Here is an 18,085-nt window from a genome sequence, read left to right on the forward strand (position 1 = left end):
TGTTGTTGTCGCGGGGAAGGCGGGTCCGCCTCAGTTCAGCTTGGGGCACTGCGCGCCGGGATCCACCGCTTCAAAGGTCTGCAGGATGCGGATCTGGCCCCCATTCTGGATCTGGCCCAGACGCATGGACAGCGGCGTGTGACGCTGCTTGTTCATCCGCACCTGACCGCGCGGGCCGACATAGGCCACTTCGCCCAGCGCCTTGATGACCTTCTCCGGGTCGACGCTGCCGGCCTTCTCCACGGCGGCCTTGTACAGGTGGAAGGCCTCGTACTGCGGCACCGAGAGCTCATTGGGCGTCTTCAGGTCGTTGCCGAACTGCTGCTTCATCGCCGCCAGGAACTTCTGGTTTTCGGGCATGTCGATGGTCGTGAGATAGGAGGCCGACAGGTACATGCCGTTGGCAACATCGCCCATGTTGCGGGCGGTGGCCTCGTCAATGGCCAGGTTGCCATAGGGCAGCTTCATGCCGGAGCCTTGCAGTTGCTTGGCCAGCGACACGTTGGGGGCACCCCCGGCGGTGGCGCTGATCAGCGCATCCGGCTTGGCCGCGCGGATCTTGCTCAGCACCGGTGTCCAGTCCGAGCCGTCGATGGGCAGGTATTCCTCGCCGACCACCTTGCCGCCGGTCTTTTCGATGTACTTGCGGGTGAAGTCCAGCATGCCGCGACCAAAGGCGTAGTCGTTGCCTACCAGGAAGAAATTACGGGCATTCAGGCTTTTGCTGAAGTAGTCCACCACCGGCGCCACCTGCTGCTCGGGCACCCAGGCGTTGACATGCATCCAGGGGTTGCAGGAGCGGCCTTCATAGAACGAGGTGTAGATGTAGGGCACCTTGCCCCGCGAAATGATGGGCAGGGCGGCATTGCGGGCGGCACTGGTTTCCATGGCGATGATGGCCTGCACCTTTTTCTGGAACACCAGCGTGTCGAAGGCCTTCTGGGCGCCAACCGCGCCGGAGGCGTCGTCCACGATCTCCAGCTGAATCGGCCGGCCCAGAATGCCGCCAGCGGCATTGATCTCTTCAACGGCGCGTTGTGATGATTGCACCACGGCAGGCGCAATGACGCTGTTGGCGCCGGACAGGCCAACAGCCACGCCGATCTTGATCGGCTCGGCAGCACTGGCCGACTGGCACAGCAGCGGGCAGGCCAGGGCCAGGGTCAGCGCAGCGGCAGCGCGGACGGGACGGGAAGGGCCGGTGGCCTGGAGGGAGGAACGCAGGAAGGGAGTCATGGTGGGGGCTTTCCTGGTGGGGGAGGTGGAAGGAAGGTTGAAGGGCGGTCGGATGGAATCGAATGGAATGGAATCGATGGAAAGGTGTTGAGACAGCGTCCTGACCGGGCGTCCTGAAGGTTGGGGCCGCCGCGCGCTCACAGGGCGGGCCGCGGCCAGCCCGTGCCCAGCATCGGGTCATACAGGTCGGTGCGTCGGTCGCGCAGCACATGGTTGAAAGCGTTGAGTTGCCGGGCGCTGCGGCTGTGCTTGAGGTTGACGCTGGCCACCAGCACCGCTTCGCCCTCGGCAGCGGCCGGACCCGCCAGCGGCCATCCCTGCGCGCCCACGATCAGACTCTGTCCGATGAACGGCTGGCCGCGCTCGGTGCCGACCCGGTTGGCACAGACGACGGCCATGCCATTGCTGTGGGCGGCGGCCATGGCCAGGGTGTTGGCCATGGCCGGCATGTGGGCGGGTTGCTGCGGCATGGGCACCCAGTTGGTGGGCATGCAGACGAGGTCGGCGCCCTGCATGGCCAGCAGGCGGTAGACCTCGGGGAACCAGCCGTCATAGCAGATGACGGCGGAGAGGCGGCCCACCTCCGTATGAAAGACGGGCAAGCCGAGGTTGCCCGGCTCGAAGAATAAATGTTCGTCGCCCCACAGATGGAGCTTGCGATAACGACCGATGAGGCCCCGCGGACCCATCACCACGGCGGTGTTGTAGAGGCGGTCCCCGTCGCGCTCGGTCAGGCCCGCGACCAGATGAAGCCCCAGGCGCGCGGCCACGGCCTGCCAGGCGCGGGTGGTGGGGCCTTCGGTGGCGGATTCCCCCAGCGCAAAGGCCTCGTCGCGGCTGCTGAAGACATAGCCCGTGTTCGCCAGTTCCGGCAGCACGACCACCGAGGCGCCTTGCGCGGCGGCCTGTTCAATGAACCGCACCGAGCGGGCCACGTTGTCGGCGACCTGGCCGATGCGCGGTTCCATCTGGACGGCGGCGACCTTGAGGTCCGGAAAGACAGACGCGCCATCGCCCTGAGGGGCGGAAGACGGCGATACAGGCAATGGCGGCAACTGCGGTGAGGACATCGTGAACCAGTCTCCAGAAAGCAAAAAGCCCCTGACTGCGCACAGGCGCGGTTCAGGGGCTGTATAGCCGGAATGTGAGTCAGCAATGCTGCTGAGGCAGTCGGGCGCGCACTGGGTGGGCGTCAACTGCTGGGCGAAGAATAGGAAGATCAGCGGGGCCTGTCAACCGGGTGTCACGAGAGGGTGTTCCTGGCTCCGCCACCAAGGACTCCCACGGATTGACGGACCTCATTTCGCCAGGGGCAGCCCTTTGGCAGGGCCCCTGGCGAGTCAGGCCGTCAAGGCGTAATTCACCACCACGATCAACTCCTTGAGCTTGCCGGGCTGCGCCATGCCGATCGTCAGCGGACTGCTGAACGACACCCCTGCAATGCTGGTGGCCAGAAGCCCCGCCAGTGCTGGCTCGGGCGGTGTAGCGCAGATGCAGCACCACGTCCGAAATGGACTGGTAATCAAAGGGCCGCAGCGAAGGGGGCTGCAGGCCGAGGCAGGATCGGTAGCCCTGCTCGGGGTGCGGCCGGTGCTCCATCTGCCAGCGCACCACGGCGGCAGTGGCCACGCCGATGCGCGCCCCCCAGGCCAGGAGCTTGGCCGGCGTCCATTCCCGGTGGGCGCGGTGCGAAGCCGGCATGTGCTCCGGTGCCGTGGTATGGGCGCCATGCCGCTGGCTGTAGGCGTGCACGGCCACGCGTTGCTGACTGCTGAGGATCTCCACTGTGGTCGAGGTGATGCGCAGCTCGACCTGCTCGCGCACCAGCCGGTGCGGCACGCTGTAGTCATGGCCATCGAGCTCGACGTGGTAGTCGATATTGACGCGTGCGCGCTTGAAGCGGGCGATGGGCATGCGGGCTGCCGGCAGCGGCTTCAGCACAAGTCGGTCCAGGGCCGCGAAGGCGCTGGCCACGGCGTGGCCCCCCTCCGCAGTCAGCACCACATTGTTGGACGACAACCAACCTCGTTCCAACACGCGGATACCAGCTCGAAGTTGCACCGCCACCGCCCCGGCTTCGTTCAATGCTGCCGCAGCTCCCGCCGCAAGATCTTGCCCACATTGGTTTTGGGCAGCTCATCGCGGAACTCGATGTACTTCGGTCGCTTGTAGCCCGTGAACTGCGCATGGCAGAAGGCGCTGAGGTCTTCTTCGGCAAGCGCTGGGTCCTTCTTGATCACAAACAGCTTCACCGCCTCACCCGAATGCACATCGGGCACGCCCACGGCTGCGCACTCCAGCACGCCCGGATGCATGTTCACCACTTGCTCGATCTCGGTCGGATAGACATTGAACCCACTGACCAAAATCATGTCCTTCTTCCGATCCACGATGCGGGTGAAGCCCTGCGCATCCATCACGCCGATATCCCCGGTCTTGAAGAATCCATCCGGGCCAATCGCCTGGGCCGTCTCCTCAGGCCGATTCCAGTAGCCCGCCATCACCTGTGGCCCACGGATGCAGATTTCTCCGCGCTCTCCCAGCGGCACATCGTTCCCCTGATCGTCGCGAATGGCGATCTCGGTATTGGGGACCGGAAGCCCGATGGATCCGTTGAATCCCTCGATATCCAGCCGGTTGATGGTGGCCACCGGCGCGGTTTCCGACAGGCCATAACCTTCCACCACTGCGCAGCCGGTCAGGCGTTGCCACTTCTCAGCGGTGGCCTGCTGGACTGCCATCCCGCCACCATTGGAGATCACCAGTTCGCTGAAATCCAGCTTTGAGAAGCCCGGGTCGTTGGCCAACGCATTGAAGAGCGTATTCACCGCCGGGAACATGTTGACCTTGTAGTTGCGCAAGGTGGCTACAAAGCCGGGAATGTCGCGAGGGTTCGGAATCAGCAGGTTCATCATTCCGAGGCGGGCGCCCAGCATGTAGCAGGCCGTCAGCGCAAAGATGTGATACAGAGGCAAGGCACACACGATGGTGCTTGGCTTATTACCCAACTTGTTCAGCATGGGCTTGAACCAAGCCTCGCTTTGCAAAATATTGGCCACCACATTGCGATGCAGCAGCGTGGCTCCCTTGGACAAGCCGGTCGTCCCACCCGTGTATTGCAGGAAGGCCGGGTCGTCCGCGTTCAACGACACCGGCTGCAGCCGCAGGTCGGCACCCTGTGCCAGCGCGGTCCGATAACGTGTGACCGTCCGCCCCTGGGTCAACGGCAGCCGGAACTCGGGCACCATCTTCTTGAGATGCCGAACCGCGAAGTTGATCAGCGGCCCTTTCCACCAACTCAGCATGTCTCCCAGCCCGGTGACCACGACATGCTTCACCTGCGTCCGTTCAATCACCTCCGACAACGTCTTCGCGAAGTTCTCCAGAACAATGATCGCTTCGGCGCCCGAATCCTTGAGCTGATGTTCCAACTCGCGTGGTGTGTAGAGCGGATTCACATTCACCACGACATAACCCGCGCGCAGGATGGCCGCGATGGCCACCATGTACTGCAGCACGTTCGGCATCATGATGGCCACCCGCGCACCACGCGCCAGCCCACGTTGCTGCAGCCAGGCCCCCAGGGATTTTGAATACTCATCCACCTGCGCAAAAGTCAGCCGCTGATCCATGCATACCGCAGCGTCCCGCCGCGCATGAAGCCTGAAGGCCTCTTCCAGCAGTGCCACGAGGGACGGGTAAGCGTCCAGGGAAATGTCGGGGGCCACCCCTTGTGGGTAGCTCGCCAGCCAGGGCTTGTCAGCGTAGATAGCAGTCATGTCTCCGTCGCTCGTTGTGCGGCCATGGTGCGGATGCACCACCGGCCAGTGTTGGGGTCCATGCTGGCGCCAGACGCCTGTGTTGGCCTAGGGGAGTTGCCCTAAGCGCGACGTCACCTGGATGACAACGGGGGTCTGCGACGTGCTGCCGCCCAAAGGCCCCGGCCACCTTCTGCGCCAGGACGGGCGGCCACTCAGCCCGCCTACACTGCGCGCTCTCCCTCCGACAACCCTGTTCCCCATGAACGGCCTTCTCCACCGCCTCACCTCCCTGTTTCGCTGCTTCGGCGGTAGCCTGCTGACGGCCTGGGCCACCTATCGCTATGGGCTCGGCGTGGGCGTCGGTGTTCTGGCGCTGTTTGTGGCCGGGCCGGCCTTGGTGATGCTTCCCAGCTTCCTGGCCCTGCGATTTTTTCCGCCGGCGCCCGGCCTTCCGGTGGCCGCTTGGGCAGACCTGTTCCACGCCTGGTGGCGCGAAGTGGTGGTGGTCACCCGGGTATTCAGTTGGGACCAGCCTTGGGCCGAACATCGTTGTCCGGACCACCTGCCCTCCGGCACCACGGCCCCTCGTGGCGTGCTCCTGCTGCATGGGTACAGCTGCAACCGCGGTTTGTGGAATCACTGGATGAAGCGTCTGCGCGAGGACGACATCCCCTTCATCGCGGTGACCCTGGAACCCGCCTTCGGCTCGATCGACAGCTATGCGCCGACCATTGAAGCCGCCATGCGGCAACTTCAAACGCTCTGCGGCCGCCCGCCGCTGATCGTTGCCCATAGCATGGGTGGCTTGAGCGCACGCGCCTGGTGGCGCAGCGTCGGCCACGCGCCGGACCGCATCCATCGCATCCTGAGCTTGGGCACACCGCACCATGGCACTGCGCTGGCGCGCCTGGGTACCACCGTCAACGCCCGACAAATGCGGGGAGATTCACCCTGGTTGCTGCAACTGGCCAGCGAAGAGCCCGACACCCTGGGCGGGCACTTCGAATGCATCTATGGCCACTGCGACCAGATTGTGTTTCCCTCGGAAACCGCCGTGCTGCCCGGGGCGCGCGTGGTGCACCTGGCGGCACGCGGCCACTTGCAGCTGGTGTTCGAACCCGAGGCCTACGACCGCGCGATCTCGCTGATCCACACGGTCGAGGCCGGGCCGGGGGTCAGGCCTCTGCCTTCAGCACACCGCGCCGGATCTGATCCAGCTCGATACTCTCAAACAACGCCTTGAAGTTGCCTTCGCCAAAACCTTCATTCCCCTTGCGCTGGATCAACTCGAAGAAGATCGGGCCGATCACTTCCTTGGTGAAGATCTGCAGCAACAACTCATGAGGCGCACCCTGATGCGCGGCGCCGTCAATCAGGATGCATAGGCGGCGCAGCTCGTCCAGCGGTTCCTGGTGCTCCGGCAAGCGCTTGATCACCAAGTCGTAGTAGGTGTCAATGGTGTCCTGGAACTGCACGCCGGTGGACTTCATACCCTCCACCGTGGCGTAAATGTTGTCCGTGCCCAGCGCCACGTGCTGAATCCCTTCACCGTGATACAGGTCCAGGTATTCCGCAATCTGACTCTTGTCGTCGCTGCTCTCGTTGATGGGGATGCGGATCTTGCCGCAGGGGCTGGTCATGGCCTTGGACTTCAGCCCGGTCAACTTGCCTTCAATATCGAAGTAGCGCACCTCACGGAAGTTGAAGAGGCGCTCATAGAACTCCGCCCACTCCTTCATCCGACCCCGGAACACGTTGTGGGTCAGGTGATCGATATAGGTCAGCCCATGGCCCTTGGGGCGGGACTCGACCGGTTGGCCTTGCGCATCCAGCAGCGGCACGAAATCCACGTCATAGATGCTGATGTTGCCGATCTCCCCCGGTGCCGCGCCGTTTTTGCCCTGCCACCGGTCCACAAAATAGATCAGCGAATCGCCAATGCCCTTGATGGCGGGAATATTCAGCTCCATCGGGCCGGCCTTGTTGTCAAAGCCCCAGGCGCCGAGTTCCAACGCGCGGCGATACGCATAAGCGGCGTCCTTCACCCGGAAGGCGATGGCGCAGATGGAGGGGCCATGCAGGCGCGCAAAGCGCTGGGCGAATGCATCGGTCTCGGCGTTGACGATGAAATTCACCTCGCCCTGCCGATACAGCGTCACATTCTTGTGGCGGTGGCGCGCAACGGCCACAAACCCCATGGAGGTGAACAATTCACCCAGGGCAGCAGGATCAGGGGCAGCGAACTCGATGAACTCGAATCCATCGGTGCCCATCGGGTTGTCCCAAGGGGTGAAGGCCATGCGTGTCTCCAGTCTGTCGAAAATCAATATTCGTCAGACTGTAGGCGTGGCCCGATGCAGTTTTCATGCGATTTGAAGCGCAAAGCCCGACGTGAACGCATGATTCCTGCAAGAATCCCAACATGGACAAGCAGATCGAGCTTGATGCGATCGACCGACGCATCCTCCACGCCCTCCAGGCGGACGGACGCATCACTTTCGACGCCCTGGCAGCGGAGGCCAATCTGTCGGCCTCGGCGGTACTGCGCCGGGTGCGTCGGCTGGAGGAGGCCGGTGTGATCGCGGGTTATGTGGCCCTGGTCAATCCCGAGCGGGTGGGGCTGGGGCTGACGGCCTACATCAATGTGCGGCTTGAAAAGCACACTGAAAGCCACAAACGGAACCCCATGGACCTGTTTCGTGCGGCCGTCCAGACCTGGCCGGAAGTGGTGGAGTGTTCCGCCCTGACGGGGGACATGGACTATCTCTTGCGGGTGCTGGTGGAAGACATGGCGCACTACGCGCGCTTCATTACCGAAACCCTGCTCAAGCATCCCAGCGTGCAGGACTGCAAGACGAGTTTTGTTCTGGACCGCCTGAAAAACACCACCGCCATCCCGGTGTGATGCTCAGACTGGCGTGCCGTCCACCTCGTGCAGGAGTTTGAGCGTGTGAGAAGGCGACAGCGTGAGCATCTCCCCGATCTCGGCGAGGTCGTCCGGAATGGCCGGGTTGTCCCACCCGTTCGCGGTATGGCGGGCGAGGCGCACGGCCAGCATCACGCATCGCACCTGCGGGTCACGCCCCTTCTTGTCGTTGGTGATGTGGGCCAGCAATTCCGGCAGACGCCAAGCCTTCATCAACGCCTGCTCCAGATCGCCCAGCTCGATATTCAACACCTGCTTCTGCGCCACATTGCTGCGCAGTGTCGGGTCGGCCGTCTGCACACGCTGAATCTCCAGCGCCAGGGAAGGGGCCTCGCACCACAGCAGCATCTCCGAAAAATCATGCAGTAGTGCTGCGCTGTGGATCACTTCCGCGTCCGGGTCGGCCCGGTGGGCCGCGAAGCCCAGTGCAAAACGAGCCGCACGCTCGGCGCGCAGCAGCACGCGCTGCAGTCCGGCCATTGCTTCCGGCCGGTCGGCCAGACGCTCCTCCACCGTGGGCTGCGGCCCAAAGGCCTTGAAGAAGGGCGTGATGCCCAGCAGCACCAGCGCGGCTGTGACCGTCTCTGCATCGGTCAGCAGCCGGCTGGACCGCTGTGACGCCGCGTGCGCCAGCAGCTTCAGCGTCATGAGGGGGTCCTTGTTGAGGATCTCCCCCAGCAGATGGGCATCGGCTGCGTCTTCATTGGATCGCCACAGCTCCAGCTGCTCGCTGGTACTCGCCAGGACTGGAATAGTCGTACGGCGAAGGTGGTCGGTCCACGCAGACAGGTCGCGAAGCGGCCGCTCCAGCATGGGCTGGGCCGGGGGAGCCGGCACAGGGACGGGAGTCAGGTCGCTCATGTTGGGGCTGGGCCTTGGGGGCCGTGACGCACGAAGTGCTCTGATCGTATATCGGCTCCGCATCCGCCAGCTTGATGCCCACAAGCACGGCGACGAGCACGATCCAGACGGGCGCCATCACAGCCGCCGAACACCCGCGAGGGTGCCCACCAGTTGACCATTGACATACAGCGCGCCATCGCGCCCGGAGTGACCTTCGATGGGGCAGTACTCCAGCGCGGAGTCCGGCGGCTCCCGATGCGATGCCGGTGCCAGATGCCACGCCCAGCGGATCAGGCGGCCTCCAGCGGTGAGCAAGACTTTTGATAAACGCTCCCGCCATCCGCGGGGGCTGGCCAGACGCCACTCGGGGTCCGGCATCCATGTGATCGAAGGCATGGGGTATCTCCCTGGGCTGCCTCCCTGCAGCCCGGAGATCTACACCGGGCGCCTGGAGGTCAGCAATTCATGGGCTGAGTTCGTGCATGTGCCGCAGCTCGCGCTGTAGCGTCTGTTGGGCCTGCTGGCGTTGCGCGCCTGCCGATGGGCCGTGGCGGCCTGCGGATCGTTTCAGGCTGGGGGCCACATGCGGATTGCGTGGCTTGCGCATCGTCAGCAGTTGCTGAGGACGTGGGGTGGTGAACTTGGCCATGACAGCCTCCTGTGATGACAGCGGTTGATGAAGGGACGAGGGCGGTGGACGGTGCCAGCGAAGCGCTTGGCTGCCCGGGTGAGTCCAAAAGTTGCGCAAATGATAAACAATCGATTATCAAGCGCAAGCGGTTTTTATCTGGTGTTGTCCCTGCCTGACGGGACGGGATGGGGCGGCTTCATCTGGGTTCACAGCACCCGCACCTGGCGGTCTGTGGCAACGATGGTGGGTTGCTCGCCAATGAGCTTCCAGGGGATAGAACAGCGGTCGCGCACTTCCCAGTGGCTTCCGCTGATGACCCACGCCGCTTTGATTCAGTGAGCTCGGGCGTCTGCGTCAGTGGCGCAGTGTGGCCGTGGTGATCAGGCTTCTTGGATGACGGAATTCTTGAGCAGCCCTACGGACGAGATCTCCACCTCCACGCTATCTCCCGGCTGCAACCAGAGGGGAGGATTGCGCTTGACGCCCACCCCTCCCGGCGTGCCAGTGACAATCACATCGCCGGCACGAAGCGTCATGAACGTCGACAAATAGGCGATCAGTGTCGGGATGGGGAAGATCATCTGATCGGTCTTCGCGTATTGAACGACCTTGCCATTCAGGCGCGTTGTCAGCGCCATGACCCGATCGTCAGGAAGCTCATCGATCGTCACCAGCCAGGGACCGAACCCAGCAGTCCCCGCGAAGTTCTTCCCGGGGCCGAACTGGCGCGAATGATGCTGCCAGTCGCGCACACTCCCATCATTGAAGCACGCGAGTCCAGCGACATGCTCCCAGGCGTGGGCTTCCGGGATGCGTCGGCCCGACCGGCCGATCACGACGGCCAGCTCTCCCTCGTAGTCCAACTGGGTGGATTCGATGGGCCGAATCAGCGACTGGCCCGCACCACGCAGGGACTCAGGATGTCGGAAAAAGATCGAAGGATGTTCCGTCGGGTCGCGCTGCGTTTCGATCCGATGCTCTTCATAGTTGTGGCCAATGCATGCAATCGTGCCAGGGTCCGGGATGACCGGAAGCAGAGTGATCTCAGACAGGGGAACATCCGCAGGGGTAGCGGCGTACCGCTGGGCCACCTCCTGAAGCTTGCCCGCTGCGATGAGCGACTTCAGTGTGGAATGCCCGTGTTCGCGTTGGCCCAAGTCAACAATGCCTTCGCCCCGGATGAAGCCATAGGAGTCAGTCCCGGCCTGGCTGAAAGATACGAATTTCATGATCTTGAGATCCTGTTGCTGTGTTGAATTCAGGAAGCCTCGTGTGACGCCTCAACAGACGGCGCTCGATGCAAAAGGGGTTGGGGAATCACGTCAGCCTGTGAAGTGGCCTGTGAAGTGGCTAGTTCGCGCAGGTCGGCGTCGGAGAGAAAGCGATAGGTATAGCGATCCGGGCGAACCACAACGGCCGCTGCGGTGCTGTCCGTCAAGAACCTGCCGAGTTCCCCGCCGCCATCTCTCACTACCGTCATACCCGCTGCGATTGCGGGGGACAGGAAGTCGTCGTCGCGATGGATCAGGCCAATGACAGCGCCCGTTTGTCCGGCCGGCAATGCAAGTCGGGCGGCGGCCCGGAATGTCGGGCTATCGAAACCGATGACCGCAAAACCGGACCCCAGCAGCTCGTCCAGGCGGATGCCTGAATGAATGCCGGAGCGCTGCACCTCCGGTTGAGGCAGTAGTTCAGCGCCCGCGTGGGTCGCCGAGGCCAGGAAGTAGCCCGCTGCATACCGAGGTTTCGGCTTGAACTTCAACTGGAGGATGTAGTTGCGGCAGGTGGGAATGAGGCAGGCCAGACGCAGGGCGGTTTGAGCAAGCACCGCCCCCGCGATCGACTTGGGCTGCATGAAGGCGCCGATCTTGAGCGCCATCTGGATCAACGCAGCCGCGTGCGGCCGCCGCTCGACTTCGTAAGTGTCGAGCAATGAAGCGTCTGCACGCTGATGCAGCACGTCGGCCAGTTTCCAGGCCAGATTGGTGGCGTCCCGGATGCCGCTGTTGAGGCCTTGACCCGCAAACGGTGGCGTGAGGTGGGCGGCATCACCGGCCAGTAGCACCCGTCCAATCTTCCAGCGTGTTGCAACACGAGCATGGAATCCATAGATGGCCTTGCGCACCAGCGGCAGTGACGCGTCCTCAGGCACCCGGTGGGCGATCCAGCGGCGGAACGTGGACTCGTCCAGGACCTGGTCATCGTGGTCCCCGGGCCGAAGCATGAATTCGTAGCGCACCGCGCCGCCCGGTCCGGGCAGTCTGATCGCGGGCCGACGAGGATCGCAATAAGTCTGGGTGTGCCTGAGAGGCACCGTGCGCTGCGCGAGATCGACAATGAGCCACCGCTCGGCAAAAGTGCTGCCGTCCAGTGCGACCTGACATAAGGTCCGCACGGTACTGCGGCCGCCGTCGCAGCCCACCAGCCAGTGGGCGCGGATGGTCTCGGTCGTCCCGCTGGCTGTTTTCACTGTGCAGGCGACTTCGTTGTCCGTCTGTACCAACGAGAGCAACTCGTGTCCGAATCGAACCTCTACCGCATCGAATCGCCGCAACCCCTTTAACAGGGTTGTGACCAGCAGCGGTTGACGGAACGCATTCCGCTTCGGGAATCCGTATTCCTGCCGCGTGGGCAAAATCGAGGCAAGCGGCCGGCTTCTCCAGTCGAAGTATTGGACCCCGTAACCCTGAACCAGGTCCTTCATGACTTCATCAAGCAGACCTGCACCTTGAAAGGTGCGCATGCTCTCGTCGTCAAGCGTGACGGCGCGTGGTTCGGGCTCCAGGCTTGTGTTGCGCTCCAGGACGAGCGTACGGACGCCACGCATGGCGAGCAGGTTGGCCAGGGTCAGGCCTACCGGACCTGCGCCAACGACGATGACGTCCCAGGATGTGAGGGCGGTCATGACAGCACCCCTCAACTGCGCATGATGGCCACGCCCCATTGATTCAAGGTCTGAGGCCGATGCTCCCAGACCCCGGTGGGGCGTTCCGGCCCGCACACCTCAAGATCAGAGGACACCTCCGCCAAGTTCCCCTCTGGATCCTGGACCATCAGGAACGTGTCGTTCCCCGGACCGTGGCGGCCGACGCCCCAGGCCAGATCCACGCCAACCGAAGCCATGTGGTCCGCCCATTCGCGCAGTTCGGTCCAGCCCGCTGTTTCACAGGAGAAGTGATCAAACCTCACCTGCGGCGCACGGAAGATCGCCATGGAATGGTGCTCCGCGTCCGTTCGAAGAAACGCAGCTGTCAGGTCGCCGTTCTTATCGATGACCCGATCGGAGAGCACGAACCCGAGCTTCCCGACATAGAAATCGACCAGTTCCACGGCCGCCGGCGATCTCACGCCAAAGTGCTGCAATCGCGCGGGCGGGAGCGCGTCAGACCGGGGCGCGGCTGGCGGCGCCGGTGCAAGAAACTGAATCTGACGACCCTCCGGATCCATCACCGTGAATGCGCCCGGCTCGTCTTCCAACAAAGCCACTTCGCGCTCGATGACCGCTGTTCGGTGCGCTGAGAAGCTCTTGTCGCTTGCGAACCGGAAGGATGCGCGTCGCAACTGGCCCGAGGGGCCCTTGGAGAACCGCAACGCACGGCCGGGGGCCGAGCAGGCCAGCGCGTGCCCCTCTTTCTCGGGCACCAGTCCGAACGTCGTGCGATAAAACGATGCGGCAGCCTCTGGGTTGCCCACGAGAAGCTCGATGCCTGCGAGTGAAGCGCCAATTTCCATGCTTTGTCTCCGATGGGATGCTCTGAAATAGACCGGATCGAAGCTTCGTGGGAGGCTTGGGCCGCGTCAACGCAAGTTCTCAATAAATGAGAAGATGGAGGCCCATCATTGCTACCTGCTTGCCTGCCGATGGCCAAGACAACGAACGTGCTGGCGGTGCTTCGCTTGTTCTCAGAGCGCCAGCACGTCGTGAGACCGCAGGAGATCGCCTCCATGCTCGATATCTCCGCTGCGACAGCCTATCGGTATGTTGCAGAGTTGGAGCAGGCCGGGCTCATTGAGAGTGTGTCCCGCGGCAGATATGTGCTGGGGCCCGCCATCGTGGAGCTTGATCGTCAGATTCGAGTCAATGACCCCCTCATCGCGGCGGCCAGTGAGGTCATGAGCGCGTTATCGGAGCGGTCCGGTGGAACCTGCATCCTGGCTCGATTGCACGGTCTGAAGGTGGTCTGTGTGGCCCAGGTGCGAGGGCGAAATGGACCGGGGGCCGTGAGCTATGAGCGGGGAAGGGCGATGCCGTTGTATCGAGGGGCGACGTCAACGGTGATATTGGCTCACCTGGAGCAAGCCAGGCTTCGGGAGTTGGCGGAAGGCGACCAGGAGGCGCTCGCATCAGCAGGACTCCCTACAGAAGTCGACGCACTGATTGAGCACCTGAGGGCCATCCGCACACGGGGCGTTGCGGAATCCGCGGGCGCGGTCGATAGCGATGCGATCGCCTGGGGGGCACCGATCTTCCATGGTCGGCGTTTGCTGGGCAGCCTGAGTGTCGTCCTTGCTCGATCCGCCACTGAAAAGGCGTCAGCAAACATGACAGACCTCGTGCGCCGAGCCGCCCTGCGCATTCAAGGTCGGCTGGAAGCGCACGAAGAACGTTCTCAGAGCGGATCAGAAGGGATAACGCCGAGGGGTGCGCTGTAGGGTCACCAGATGCTCTCGGGTGAACTCCGCGACGATCCAGTCCCCATTGAATCGACCGATGCCGCTGTTCTTCTCGCCACCAAACATGATGTTGGGGCTGTCGTTCACGGTGATGTCGTTGATGTGCGTCATGCCAGCTTCAATCTGAAGGGAGAAGCGAAGACCGCGCCCTTCGTCTCGGGTGAAGACAGCACTTGAAAGACCGACGTCGGTCTGATTGGCCATGCGCAAGGCATCGGCTTCGTCTTTGGCTTTGACGATCAATGCGATCGGACCAAACAGCTCCGATTGGGCCAGGGCTGATTGGTTGTCGACATCAATGAACACCTGAGGTGGCAGGACCAAGCCTTCAGGATCCCCTCCGACGACATGGCGCGCCCCTGCGGATCGAGCGGCGTCAATATGCGCCAGCATGCCGTCCAGTTGGCGACGGTTGATGATCGGCCCTACGGCTGTCTCCGGCAGATTCGGGTCGCCATGCTTCAGCGTTCTCACGTGGGCGATGAAGCGCTCGGTGAAGTCGTCATAAACGCTGGCATCGACCACGATGCGATTCGTGCTCATGCAAATCTGTCCCTGATGCAGGAAGCGCCCGAAGACCGCCGCTCGCACCGCTTGATCCACATCCGCATCATCCAGCACGACCAGTGGTGCATTGCCGCCGAGTTCCAGGCCGACGCGTTTGAGTGCAGTTGCCCGCATGGCCAGCTCACCGATGCGGCGCCCCACCTTGGTTGAACCGGTGAACGAGATGAATTTGGGGATGGGGTGCAGCGTGAACTCGTCCCCGACCTCAGCCACATCGCCATTCACGACATTCAGCAAGCCCGGTGGCAAACCGGCCTCTTCGTAGATGCTGGCCAGCAGGAGCCCGCCAGACACCGGCGTTTCATCCGATGGCTTCACCACCACCGCATTACCGAGCGCCAATGCCGGTGCGATGGATCGATTGGAGAGATGCATCGGCCAGTTCCAGGGGCTGATCACCCCGACGACACCCAGTGGAACCCGATAGGTGCGGCTCTCCCTGCCCTCGATATCGATGGGTTGAATGCGTCCACAGGCCCGGGGCGGCAGTGTGGATGCCTCGAACATGCCGCCGCGTACCGCGCTCCACTCCATGGACGCCTTGAGCCGTGTACTGCCAGACTCTCGAATCAGCCAGCTCACGATTTCTTCCTTGCGGGCATCCATAACCTGAATCGCGCGCAAGAAGACCTCGCTCCGTTCGGAAGGAAGCGTCCGGGCCCAGGCGCTCTGAGCCGCCTCGGCCGCTCGATAGGCCTCGTCCAGATCCTGTCGGTTGGCGAGGGTGATGTCGGCCAGAACGCTGCCGTCGTAGGGATTTCGGTCGGCCTGGCACCGACCGGATCGTCCTGCCCGCCAGATGCCATCGATGTACTGGCCCGAGAAATCTGTCGCCTTGTGGGGGGTAGACACTGCGCTGGTCATGATCTTCCTTGGATGAACTGCGGTGGGGACGGCCCTTCTCAGGACCGTCGCTGGACCGGCATACCGGACTTGTCACCGGATGCTGCTGGGCAGCTTAGGCGTGTTCCGTGGCCCTGGCTTGTCTGGTGGCGCCGCAGTTGTCTGGCTGCGCCGGGTGGGGCGTCCCTCCGAACCGATGCCTGAGCACCGGCGCAGCCGACTTCATACGAAAACTCTCAGAACCTGAGAAAGCAGCTTGACCTGGACAGCCCCTCTGCTGCACAAGAGAAGTTCTAAAAAAATGACAGGAGACACACCATGCCGAGCCGATGCAGTCCGTCCATATCGAAGTCCTTCGATGTCATCAGCGACTGGACTGAGGCCATCAGCACCCATGTGGGCCGTATTTCGCCTGCACTGCGCCGATCGGAGTGGATCGGCTGCGAGTCGCTGGACGCCGCACCTTTCAGTGGGTTCATCGAAACCAGCAGCTTGGGCGGCTCCGTGTTGAGCCGGCTGATGTCGAGCCCGAACCGCCTCAGAAGAACACCGCCAAGTGGCACGGACGACCCCAGTCGCCCCTGGATGCTGTGCCTGCAAAGGCAGGGCATCAGTCACTTCCGTCAAAGTGGCATCGGAGGAACCCTCCATCCCGGTGACTGGTGTGTGTTGGACACCAGAGTGTCCTTCGAATGGTGGAGCCCCGGCAAGTCGGAGCAACTGGTTCTATTGCCGTCGCTGGCGGCGGATCACGACTTGCACCACAAGATTGAGCAGGGTGTCGGCCGGCGGTTCGACGGTCGGTCCGGTGTTGCGCGCATCGTCTGCACGATGGTCAACGAGGCCATCAACCAGGTCGCCTGGATGGACGATCAGCGTCGCGGTGTAGTGGCCGAGGCCTTGTCGGCGCTCGCCTGGCAGGCGATGGAGGAGCAGATGCAGTCCCCCTTGCCGCAGGTCCTTCGGGATGCACAGTCGGCGCGCGTGAAGGCGTATATCGAGGAGAGATTGCCGGATGCTGATCTCTCAGTGGAAAGCATCGCTCGCGGCTGCGGGCTGTCGATGCGAAGTCTCCAGCGAATCTTTGCCGATGACCCCGAAGGCCCGGTGTCGGCGTTCATCTGGCGTCGGAGAGTTGAGCGTTGTGCAGTGAGCCTGCGGGACAGCAAGAACGCAGGCCGCTCCATCACCGACATTGCCATGTCGTGGGGATTCGCCAATTCCTCACATTTCAGCCGTTTGTTCCGTGAGACCTTCGGCTTGACCCCTCGGGTGTTCCGTGCGGCGCACTGATAGGGACTGTTTCGCCCGCCGCAGCAAGTCCTGACAGCGGGAACGGCGCCCGTGGAATAGTCCGGCGTCTTCATGCCAGACAAGCGGAAGACAAGCCCGTACGCTTGATGTCAACAGTTGCAGGTGCAACTGTTGATCCAGTCGCCGCAGACCTGTTCGAGCACGCTCGGCCACCCGTGGCGGAAGACGCTTCCATCCCATGAGACGTTAGGGAACATCATGACGACGCAACCCAAGAAATGGATCCGAGCCGAGATTGAGACGCTTGATCCCCATGAAGACTACGTTCGGATCTGGCAACTCGGCGCTTGTTATGGTGCTAACGAATTCATCCAGAACCTCATCTACGCGTTGACCTTCCCGAACTTCGTGGTGACGGAGTGGGGGTCGGAAGTGGTCTGGCGAGAGGATGGCGGGAAGGTCGTGAGCCGGGCCAACTCCCGCGTGGAGCAGACCCAGGCTGCAAACGCCCTATGGTGGTGGTACGGGCCCCACCACGAGAAGACGAAGAAGTCGGTGGAAGGCATCAATCGACTGCATGCATTTTGGGCCAAGAAGTACCCCGGCGCCTTTGCGTACAACGAAGACTATGTCTACGTCTGCGCGTTTACGGCAGTCTCGATGCATCGCTTGCGCTTGCGCATGGGGCTGCCCGGACTATCCGAGAAAGAGCAGATCGCTGCTCACAAGTTCTGGGGAGAAATGCTGAAACTGTTCCGCGCCGAGAATGAAACGCCGCTTTACGGTTATCCCGAGGACTTTGCCGGTCTGATTCGCTTCTGCGAGGCGATGGAGCAAGAGGAACGGCCGAAGCCCGAGCGCGGCAACCTGATTACGTCTGCCATCTTCGAGCAGTTCGTGTCGCGCTTCTTCCCCCCGGAAATGCACTGGCTGGGGCATCAGCTGATTCGAAGCCTGTCACTGCCTTCAACCTTGAATACGATGCAGATCGACCCCCCGTTGCCCATGGCCGCCGAGGTGTTGCCCAAGCTCATGGGCTTGGTGTTCTGGCATGCCGAGATGTATGAAGACGACCCTCCGTTGAGCTATGTGGAACAGCGAGAGTCGATGGGGGCCGAACAGCGTCGCGGGCTCAAGGAAGACATCGAAAAACTCGACCAGGCATTCCCCGCCCACTTCACCGCCCTCTACGGTGGCGACGCGCGCTTTGCTGGGTGCCCTTTCCACACGGCGCTGCGGCAAGGAACTTCGACCCCTTCGGACGATTCGCCCATCGTGAGGGACATTGAGGAGGCTGTTGTCGGGGCCATCGGTGTTGCGAACGCCGGTTAAGTGCTTGGCGGCGCGCAC

16 protein-coding genes and 1 pseudogene are annotated in these 18,085 nt (G+C 62.8%); 5 read left to right on the plus strand and 12 right to left on the minus strand.

The genetic code is table 11. From position 1 onward, the window contains the following. Positions 1 to 30 precede the first annotated feature (30 nt). The 4 genes and pseudogenes from OU995_RS07830 to OU995_RS07845 form a co-directional block, all read right to left on the minus strand. Positions 31 to 1,236, minus strand: coding sequence for a substrate-binding protein (locus OU995_RS07830; RefSeq protein WP_267834964.1), 1,206 nt, complete (start codon positions 1,234 to 1,236; stop codon positions 31 to 33). 137 nt (positions 1,237 to 1,373) lie between these two features. Further along, positions 1,374 to 2,306, minus strand: a complete 933-nt coding sequence (locus OU995_RS07835; protein ID WP_267834965.1) for a nitrilase family protein — start codon at positions 2,304 to 2,306, stop codon at positions 1,374 to 1,376. Positions 2,307 to 2,784: 478 nt separating this feature from the next. Beyond that, positions 2,785 to 3,201 (minus strand): annotated as a pseudogene (locus OU995_RS07840) (Mu transposase domain-containing protein); the annotation flags it as partial. 116 nt (positions 3,202 to 3,317) lie between these two features. Continuing rightward, positions 3,318 to 5,015 (minus strand): long-chain-fatty-acid--CoA ligase, encoded by a 1,698-nt coding sequence (locus OU995_RS07845; protein ID WP_267834966.1) that lies wholly within the window; start codon positions 5,013 to 5,015, stop codon positions 3,318 to 3,320. A 241-nt stretch (positions 5,016 to 5,256) separates the two neighbouring features. Between OU995_RS07845 and OU995_RS07850 the strand changes: the two genes are divergently transcribed. Next, positions 5,257 to 6,240, plus strand: a complete 984-nt coding sequence (locus OU995_RS07850) for an esterase/lipase family protein (RefSeq protein ID WP_267834967.1) — start codon at positions 5,257 to 5,259, stop codon at positions 6,238 to 6,240. On the opposite strand, the gene hppD is transcribed toward OU995_RS07850, so the two are convergent. Beyond that, on the minus strand, positions 6,173 to 7,297 hold the full coding sequence (gene hppD / locus OU995_RS07855; protein WP_267834968.1) for a 4-hydroxyphenylpyruvate dioxygenase: 1,125 nt from the start codon (positions 7,295 to 7,297) through the stop codon (positions 6,173 to 6,175). The genes OU995_RS07850 and hppD overlap by 68 nt on opposite strands. 122 nt (positions 7,298 to 7,419) lie before the next feature. On the opposite strand from hppD, the gene OU995_RS07860 reads away from it, so the two are divergent. After that, positions 7,420 to 7,902 carry an Lrp/AsnC family transcriptional regulator gene (locus OU995_RS07860; RefSeq protein ID WP_267834969.1) on the plus strand — a complete coding sequence of 161 codons (483 nt, stop codon included), beginning with the start codon at positions 7,420 to 7,422 and terminating at the stop codon, positions 7,900 to 7,902. 3 nt (positions 7,903 to 7,905) lie between these two features. On the opposite strand, the gene OU995_RS07865 is transcribed toward OU995_RS07860, so the two are convergent. From OU995_RS07865 to OU995_RS07890, 6 genes are all read right to left on the minus strand, one after another. Next, a complete protein-coding gene (locus OU995_RS07865) occupies positions 7,906 to 8,784 on the minus strand; it encodes an HDOD domain-containing protein (RefSeq protein ID WP_267834970.1) in 879 nt (292 codons plus the stop codon). 117 nt (positions 8,785 to 8,901) lie between these two features. Then, complete coding sequence (locus tag OU995_RS07870) at positions 8,902 to 9,162, minus strand: hypothetical protein (RefSeq protein WP_267834971.1); 261 nt, start codon at positions 9,160 to 9,162, stop codon at positions 8,902 to 8,904. Positions 9,163 to 9,229: 67 nt separating this feature from the next. Continuing rightward, a complete protein-coding gene (locus tag OU995_RS07875) occupies positions 9,230 to 9,415 on the minus strand; it encodes a hypothetical protein (RefSeq protein ID WP_267834972.1) in 186 nt (61 codons plus the stop codon). Between the two features lie 362 nt (positions 9,416 to 9,777). Next, positions 9,778 to 10,626 (minus strand): fumarylacetoacetate hydrolase family protein, encoded by an 849-nt coding sequence (locus OU995_RS07880; protein ID WP_267834973.1) that lies wholly within the window; start codon positions 10,624 to 10,626, stop codon positions 9,778 to 9,780. 29 nt (positions 10,627 to 10,655) lie between these two features. After that, complete coding sequence (locus tag OU995_RS07885) at positions 10,656 to 12,341, minus strand: bifunctional 3-(3-hydroxy-phenyl)propionate/3-hydroxycinnamic acid hydroxylase (RefSeq protein WP_420714831.1); 1,686 nt, start codon at positions 12,339 to 12,341, stop codon at positions 10,656 to 10,658. Continuing rightward, positions 12,314 to 13,129 (minus strand): VOC family protein, encoded by an 816-nt coding sequence (locus OU995_RS07890; protein WP_267834975.1) that lies wholly within the window; start codon positions 13,127 to 13,129, stop codon positions 12,314 to 12,316. The genes OU995_RS07885 and OU995_RS07890 overlap by 28 nt, the downstream gene beginning before the upstream one ends. Positions 13,130 to 13,258: 129 nt before the next feature. Here OU995_RS07890 and OU995_RS07895 point away from each other — a divergent pair, with 129 nt between their 5' ends. After that, positions 13,259 to 14,050, plus strand: coding sequence for an IclR family transcriptional regulator (locus tag OU995_RS07895; protein ID WP_267834976.1), 792 nt, complete (start codon positions 13,259 to 13,261; stop codon positions 14,048 to 14,050). Here the strand turns inward: OU995_RS07895 and OU995_RS07900 are convergent. Next, a complete protein-coding gene (locus OU995_RS07900; protein WP_267834977.1) occupies positions 14,018 to 15,502 on the minus strand; it encodes an aldehyde dehydrogenase family protein in 1,485 nt (494 codons plus the stop codon). The two genes, OU995_RS07895 and OU995_RS07900, sit on opposite strands and share 33 nt — an antisense overlap. Before the next feature lie 297 nt (positions 15,503 to 15,799). Here OU995_RS07900 and OU995_RS07905 point away from each other — a divergent pair, with 297 nt between their 5' ends. After that, entirely contained in the window at positions 15,800 to 16,774 is a 975-nt protein-coding gene (locus tag OU995_RS07905) for a helix-turn-helix domain-containing protein (RefSeq protein WP_267834978.1), read from the plus strand. Positions 16,775 to 16,897: 123 nt separating this feature from the next. Continuing rightward, positions 16,898 to 18,067: a hypothetical protein gene (locus tag OU995_RS07910; protein ID WP_267834979.1), complete on the plus strand. Its 1,170-nt coding sequence runs from the start codon at positions 16,898 to 16,900 to the stop codon at positions 18,065 to 18,067. The last annotated feature ends 18 nt before the right edge of the window (positions 18,068 to 18,085 follow it).

The sequence above is a fragment of the Roseateles sp. SL47 genome, from assembly GCF_026625885.1.
In the GTDB taxonomy this organism is placed as follows: domain Bacteria; phylum Pseudomonadota; class Gammaproteobacteria; order Burkholderiales; family Burkholderiaceae_C; genus Roseateles.

Excerpts from the sequence above, each read along its gene's own strand:
- OU995_RS07845 (WP_267834966.1), bottom strand. The coding sequence starts at position 5,015 with ATGACTGCTATCTACGCTGACAAGCCCTGGCTGGCGAGCTACCCACAA.
- hppD (WP_267834968.1), bottom strand. The coding sequence starts at position 7,297 with ATGGCCTTCACCCCTTGGGACAACCCGATGGGCACCGATGGATTCGAG.
- OU995_RS07890 (WP_267834975.1), bottom strand. The coding sequence starts at position 13,129 with ATGGAAATTGGCGCTTCACTCGCAGGCATCGAGCTTCTCGTGGGCAAC.
- OU995_RS07860 (WP_267834969.1), top strand. The coding sequence starts at position 7,420 with ATGGACAAGCAGATCGAGCTTGATGCGATCGACCGACGCATCCTCCAC.
- OU995_RS07865 (WP_267834970.1), bottom strand. The coding sequence starts at position 8,784 with ATGAGCGACCTGACTCCCGTCCCTGTGCCGGCTCCCCCGGCCCAGCCC.
- OU995_RS07900 (WP_267834977.1), bottom strand. The coding sequence starts at position 15,502 with ATGACCAGCGCAGTGTCTACCCCCCACAAGGCGACAGATTTCTCGGGC.
- OU995_RS07870 (WP_267834971.1), bottom strand. The coding sequence starts at position 9,162 with ATGCCTTCGATCACATGGATGCCGGACCCCGAGTGGCGTCTGGCCAGC.
- OU995_RS07835 (WP_267834965.1), bottom strand. The coding sequence starts at position 2,306 with ATGTCCTCACCGCAGTTGCCGCCATTGCCTGTATCGCCGTCTTCCGCC.
- OU995_RS07905 (WP_267834978.1), top strand. The coding sequence starts at position 15,800 with ATGCCGAGCCGATGCAGTCCGTCCATATCGAAGTCCTTCGATGTCATC.
- OU995_RS07830 (WP_267834964.1), bottom strand. The coding sequence starts at position 1,236 with ATGACTCCCTTCCTGCGTTCCTCCCTCCAGGCCACCGGCCCTTCCCGT.
- OU995_RS07875 (WP_267834972.1), bottom strand. The coding sequence starts at position 9,415 with ATGGCCAAGTTCACCACCCCACGTCCTCAGCAACTGCTGACGATGCGC.
- OU995_RS07885 (WP_420714831.1), bottom strand. The coding sequence starts at position 12,341 with ATGGGGCGTGGCCATCATGCGCAGTTGAGGGGTGCTGTCATGACCGCC.
- OU995_RS07895 (WP_267834976.1), top strand. The coding sequence starts at position 13,259 with ATGGCCAAGACAACGAACGTGCTGGCGGTGCTTCGCTTGTTCTCAGAG.
- OU995_RS07850 (WP_267834967.1), top strand. The coding sequence starts at position 5,257 with ATGAACGGCCTTCTCCACCGCCTCACCTCCCTGTTTCGCTGCTTCGGC.
- OU995_RS07880 (WP_267834973.1), bottom strand. The coding sequence starts at position 10,626 with ATGAAATTCGTATCTTTCAGCCAGGCCGGGACTGACTCCTATGGCTTC.